Raw genomic sequence first — 4,423 nt, 5'->3', positions numbered from 1 at the left:
TTTACCCCAACCACAAATTTTAGAGGTAGTATGAGAAAATGAAGCCTCGATTCTGTAGTTGATTTTCATGGCAGCAATGATGAAACTTTTAGATGTGGTGGCCTTAACCGAAAATTTACCTGACTTCAACCTTCATAAAGGTCAAGTCGGTACGATTATTGAAGTTTACGAACCCGATGTATTTGAGGTCGAATTCGTAGACCTTCAGGGTAAAACCTACGCTTTAGAAACTTTAAGGGTCAATCAAGTGATGCAACTTCACTATCAACCGCTTTCTCAAACGGCTTGAGGCATCAAAAGGAAAAGGCTAGGTTAATTTTGACATTTTGAGGAGGTGACGTGATGCCAGAGATTAGCCGCTTTTTTGGCATGGTGATTACCATGTACTATAACGACCATGCCCCGCCTCACTTTCATGTACGTTATGGTCAACAAAAAGCCCTAATTACTATCGAGACCCTAACCCTGCTAGAAGGACAACTCAAACCCAGAGCATTAGGACTGGTGATTGAATGGGCGGCCCTCTATCAATCTGAACTGATGGATAACTGGGAACTAGCCAGACAAAATGCAGAACTTAATAAAATTGAACCCTTAGAATAATCATGTTAAAAGATATTATTGAGGCTAAACCATTAGAAGGATATGAACTTTATCTAAAATTTGAAGATGAGGTTCAGGGGGTAATAAACATTAGAGAAATCATTGAATTTACCGGCATATTTGCACCCCTGAGCGATCCAGCTTATTTTGCTACAGTCACCGTTAATCCAGACTTGGGTACTATCTGTTGGGACAATGGGGCAGATATCGATCCGGTGGTTTTGTATGCGAAAGTTTGTCATGTCAACCTAGAGGACTATTTTGAAGCAAAAAATCAGCAATTACCGGGCAAAATGACTGAGAGATTTTCCGAAAATATCCAAACTTAGGAGGTGGTGTCGGTTGCCAAATTAAAAGTCGTCTTGCCAAATTAATGTCGCTGAAATTGATAGACTGAATCCCTCTGTGCATAAAATTTCAGGCTATTTTTAGACTCTAGCGACCCCAAACAGGGCTTGACAAATTAAATGTCGTCTTTTGTAATTTTGACAAATTAGATGTCGTTTATTGTAAAAGGTATTGGCAGGCGATTGCCTACGGCATAGCTGCGCTGTGCGGCAACTGGGGAATCAGAAATCAGATAACTGTCGGAACCGTGGGAGAAGCACCGACAACCTGATTGATGGCTGGGCGACATTAATTTGTTAACACCATTTCAACGACATTATAATGTCAAAACGACAAGTAATGTGGCCAGACGACAGATAATGTGGCCAGACGACATTAATCTGTCAACGGCGACAAATAATGTGGCAACCGACATTTAAACCCCCAGGGGTTGCAACTCGGAGCACTGGATTACACAGACCGATAAATTGAATCGGGCCAGAAGTCGGTGACATCATAGCCGAGTTCTTCGAGGAGACTCCGCAATAAGGGTAAACTTAAGCCAATGACATTGGTATGGCATCCCTCCAATTTTTCCACGAAGAGTCCGCCTCGGCCATCGATCGCAAAGCAACCGGCACATCGCAGAGGTTCTTCTGTTGCCACATAGTTTTCGATTTGCCGATCGCTGATATTGGCAAAGTACACCCGGGTCATTTGGCAGCGAACCATATAGCGATCGCTGTTTAAATCAAACAACGCATGACCTGTATAAAGTTCACCCACACCCCCCCGCATTTTTTGCCATCGTTGGACTGCCTCTGCTGGGGTTTCCGGTTTGCCGTAGATTTCCCCGTCCACTTGCAAGACTGAATCGCACCCTAAGACGACCACCCGTGAGGGGTTGCCTGTTTTTTCTGGGGTCACCGTGCGATCGCCCGGATTCCTAAACTTAGCCACCACTGCCTCTGCCTTACATTGCGCCAGGGTATTCACCAAAATCACCGGATCCGTTGATGTAACTGTTGATTCATCAAAGTCACTCCGACAGACAATCGGTTCGATTCCCGCACTTTGCAACAGGTGCAAACGTGCGGGAGAAATTGAAGCTAATACAAATGCAGGAATGCCCATAACCTTATTTTTGCTTGTGAGTAGAAGACTGAAACCCCCCTCCCAGGGACGAGAGTTTGGGGGAGGGAGGTCCATGCTTCAGCTTTATGATATTCACCGATTTAGTAAACCGAGAAACTATCAACCACCGTTTGAAACTGCTCTTTCATTTTTTGCGATCGCGCTTCTGTGGTGGATACATTTAAAGTAAAGAGTTTCCCTCGACTGATGGCAACACTAGCAAAATCATGTCGCTTTTGGGTGGGAAATTTTACCGCATATTCCAACAGATAGTAAGTCTTTGAACCCTTTTCTCGCTGTTCAGCATTAATTAATTCCGCTTCTCGCCCGGATCCTGGGGGTGCGATCGCATTTTTGGAGAGTTTATAACCCACCTCACTAGCAGTCCCCAATTCGCTTAAGGTTTTCCCATCCGTAACCGGAGAAATCACCACACTCACATTTTCCCGGGTTTCTATCAAATCGTGATAGACCACATCCGGACCATTATTCACCTTCACCGACACCCATCCATTCGGATACAGGAATTCGTACCCGTCTGTACTATCGATATGGCTTTTGAGTCCACTTGCGGCTGAAACAGCACAACTGCTGAGGATCAGACTAAGTACGACCACCATAATTGTGGCAATTCGTTTGAGCATCACTGCAATCTCCTTCTTTCATAACCGGGATTGCACCAGCCCGAATGGCTGAAGCGCCCCCTTACGCTTGCGCGTGCTCTTATTTTGCCATTGCCGGGGCCAATTTTATCTGATAGCCGGTTTATTTTTTCCAGAAGGGGAGAACACTGGACGCGGATTTCCCCAGTTTTAGCAGGAGTCCCCTCAGTGGGTTTGGGAGTGAAAATTCTGAGTTGAAAACAAGTAAAGATGCACCCCTTATAAATTTCCTTCTTTCACTCAAAATGATATCAAATTTTTCTATAGCGGTTCGGTGGACTGGTGGGTTACAGATATTTATAGGAGTGCGAGCATCTTGCTCGCTATCAAGACAAGCGAGCAAGATGCTCGCACTCCTATAAAATGTATTTTATAACCCGGATTTACGCAATTTATAACATTGAACCATAAATCTGTAGAGGCGATTCGCGAATCGCCTCTACATTTAGGCTTAACTCCGGCTATTTTGCCCCAGGAAACCTCTGATGCAGCAGCGTTTAAGGAATTCCTGGAAACGACTGAACCCATTTAATTTTGAGGTCGGGAAACGAGTCAACGACCTTAATTTTAAAATCCGGGAATGACTCGACCACCTGCCACTCGCCACAAGCATCGGGAAATGAATTAACCATTTTTACCCGGAGGTCGGGAAATGAGGTAACCATCTCAATCTTCAAGTCCGGAAAACTCTCGACAATTTGCACTTTGCCATACAAGGAAATGTCATTGTAGGTACAGTCCGCATTCACCTTGTTTACACTCTGGGCCGGGGTCACCCAGAGGATAATCCCGAGGGTAAAAAGGCTCCCAAATATCCACAAAAACCAACGTTTGAGCATTTGGCGATAAAATTAATCGGGGTAAGGGTTTAGGATGCGATTTTTCTGAAACACTAGAAATAAACAGAACCAGAACAACTGCACTTGACAATGAGCCAGATCGATCACACTCACAAAATAAACCGGGTTGGAGTAATAGGCGGGGGTCAACTGGCCTGGATGATGGCGGATGCTGCGGAGGCACTCGGGATCGAACTTGTGGTTCAGACCCCCCAAAATAGCGATCCTGCTGCTGTTCGAGCGTCTGAGGTGATTTTAGCACCGATTGATGATGCTAAGGCCACGGCGCAACTGGCTCAACGCTGCGATGTGATTACGTTTGAAAACGAGTTTGTGGATTTAACCGCTTTAGCGGAGTTAGAACGACAAGGGGTGTGCTTTCGCCCGAAATTGTCGGTTTTAGCGCCAATTTTGGATAAATATGAACAGCGGTGTTATTTGCGATCGCTGGGGTTACCTGTTCCCAAGTTTATGGCCTTTGATGGCAGCGAACTACCCCCTACCCGGGACCTGCTTTCTGAGAAGGTGGTGATTAAGGCGCGGCGTCATGGCTATGATGGTCAGGGAACGGCCATCTGTGGCGATCGCCCCACCCTACTCTCTACCTGGGAACGCTGGGGTCGCCCTCCGGTCCTCCTGGAAGAATTTATCCCCTTTGAGCGGGAATTAGCGGTCATGGCAGCGCGAAATCAGGCTGGAGAGGTGGTGATTTATCCGGTGGTGGAAACCCAGCAGGAAGCGCAAGTCTGCCGTCGGGCGATCGCCCCTGGGGATGTCACCCCGGAGGTCAATGCTCAAGTCGAGGCGATCGCACACCGGCTATTATCCGCTTTAGAGGTAGTAGGCATCTTCGGCATC

The 4,423-nt window shown here is 46.3% G+C and carries 8 protein-coding genes; 5 read left to right on the top strand and 3 right to left on the bottom strand.

Going from position 1 to position 4,423, the window contains the following annotated elements:
• The first annotated feature begins 76 nt into the window (after positions 1–76).
• Genes J0895_RS08520 through J0895_RS08510 form a run of 3 tightly spaced genes read left to right on the top strand, consistent with a single transcriptional unit; the run spans position 77 to position 932 of the window.
• Entirely contained in the window at positions 77–289 is a 213-nt protein-coding gene (locus tag J0895_RS08520; protein ID WP_242541152.1) for a DUF4926 domain-containing protein, read from the top strand.
• A gap of 53 nt (positions 290–342) precedes the next feature.
• Positions 343–603 (top strand): DUF4160 domain-containing protein, encoded by a 261-nt coding sequence (locus J0895_RS08515; RefSeq protein WP_207087679.1) that lies wholly within the window; start codon positions 343–345, stop codon positions 601–603.
• Positions 604–605: 2 nt separating this feature from the next.
• Positions 606–932: a DUF2442 domain-containing protein gene (locus J0895_RS08510; RefSeq protein ID WP_207087678.1), complete on the top strand. Its 327-nt coding sequence runs from the start codon at positions 606–608 to the stop codon at positions 930–932.
• Between the two features lie 469 nt (positions 933–1,401).
• Here J0895_RS08510 and J0895_RS08505 read toward each other — a convergent pair whose 3' ends face one another.
• The gene (locus J0895_RS08505; protein ID WP_207087677.1) at positions 1,402–2,064 is read right to left on the bottom strand and encodes a nucleoside triphosphate pyrophosphatase; all 663 of its coding nucleotides are present in this window, start codon (positions 2,062–2,064) and stop codon (positions 1,402–1,404) included.
• A 101-nt stretch (positions 2,065–2,165) separates the two neighbouring features.
• Complete coding sequence (gene psbP, locus J0895_RS08500) at positions 2,166–2,708, bottom strand: photosystem II reaction center PsbP (protein ID WP_207087676.1); 543 nt, start codon at positions 2,706–2,708, stop codon at positions 2,166–2,168.
• A gap of 418 nt (positions 2,709–3,126) precedes the next feature.
• Between psbP and J0895_RS26315 the strand changes: the two genes are divergently transcribed.
• Complete coding sequence (locus tag J0895_RS26315) at positions 3,127–3,258, top strand: hypothetical protein (protein ID WP_277989805.1); 132 nt, start codon at positions 3,127–3,129, stop codon at positions 3,256–3,258.
• Here J0895_RS26315 and J0895_RS08495 read toward each other — a convergent pair.
• Complete coding sequence (locus J0895_RS08495; protein ID WP_207087675.1) at positions 3,224–3,565, bottom strand: 7(1) septoil knot domain-containing protein; 342 nt, start codon at positions 3,563–3,565, stop codon at positions 3,224–3,226. The two genes, J0895_RS26315 and J0895_RS08495, sit on opposite strands and share 35 nt — an antisense overlap.
• Positions 3,566–3,655: 90 nt before the next feature.
• Between J0895_RS08495 and J0895_RS08490 the strand changes: the two genes are divergently transcribed.
• Positions 3,656–4,423, top strand: a 768-nt coding sequence (locus tag J0895_RS08490; protein WP_207087674.1) for an ATP-grasp domain-containing protein, incomplete at its 3' end; no start/stop codon positions are given.

It is taken from the genome of Phormidium pseudopriestleyi FRX01 (assembly GCF_017313335.1).
Classification (GTDB): Bacteria; Cyanobacteriota; Cyanobacteriia; order Cyanobacteriales; family Laspinemataceae; genus Laspinema; species Laspinema pseudopriestleyi.
Note: the sequence above shows the minus strand (reverse complement) of the source record. Positions and strands in the feature narration are given on the sequence as shown.